The sequence below is a fragment of the Streptomyces sp. TAA204 genome (assembly GCF_000424965.1).
This window is the reverse complement of sequence record NZ_KE384283.1, coordinates 187,683-188,372: the sequence shown is the minus strand read 5'-3', so window position 1 is coordinate 188,372 and position 690 is coordinate 187,683. Positions and strand designations below refer to the sequence as shown.

Genomic DNA, 690 nt, shown 5'->3' with positions numbered 1-690 from the left:
GAGCGGTCAACCATGGCGGCCTCGCCGCCAGCCCGGTAGCGGGTCGCCCACCGCTGGGCGGTGGTGACCGAGACGTTGAACCGTTCGGCCGCCCGGCGCAAGGGCCAGCCGTCCTCGACCACACAGCGGGCCAGCCGCACACGTCCGGTCTCGGTCAGGGGTGCGTTACGGTGCGGCATGAGGGCCTCTCTGGTCGCCGGTGCAGATGTCGCAATCCACACCGAGCCAGAAGGCCCTCACCCATTTCAAGATCACCTACCGGTGATCACCGTCACCAACCTCCGTGGACAGAACACCTAGCGCCCATTCTCGATTCGGCTCCGCCACCGAGCCAGGTTGCGCCGGGTGGTGAGGGTATGGAGGTGGAAGGGCCCGCGGATGCGTAGCTGGTCGGTCAGCAGTTGCTCGTAGGCGGCTGCGGCACTGGTCGCCTCGCCTGCCTCGCCCAGCCAGTGCGCCAGGTTGGACCGGGTGGTGAGGGTGTGGGGGTGGTCGGGGCCGAGGATGCGTAGCTGGTCGGTCAGCAGCTGTTCGAACGCGGTTGCGGCGCCGGCTGCATCGCCGTCTAATTCCCCCCGCCAGTACGCCAGGTTGTTCCGGGTGGTGAGGGTGTCGGGGTGGTCGGGACCGAGGATGCGTAGCTGGTCGGTCAGCAGTTGCTCATGGGCGTTTGCGGCGCCGGTCGCATCG

2 protein-coding genes are annotated in these 690 nt (G+C 68.4%); both read right to left on the bottom strand.

Annotated features, from left to right (window positions below):
* On the bottom strand, window positions 1-179 hold a 179-nt coding region (locus H343_RS33375; RefSeq protein ID WP_037905522.1), incomplete at its 3' end, for a helix-turn-helix domain-containing protein.
* A 117-nt stretch (window positions 180-296) separates the two neighbouring features.
* Window positions 297-690, bottom strand: a 394-nt coding sequence (locus tag H343_RS36200) for a tetratricopeptide repeat protein (protein WP_486587092.1), incomplete at its 5' end; no start/stop codon positions are given.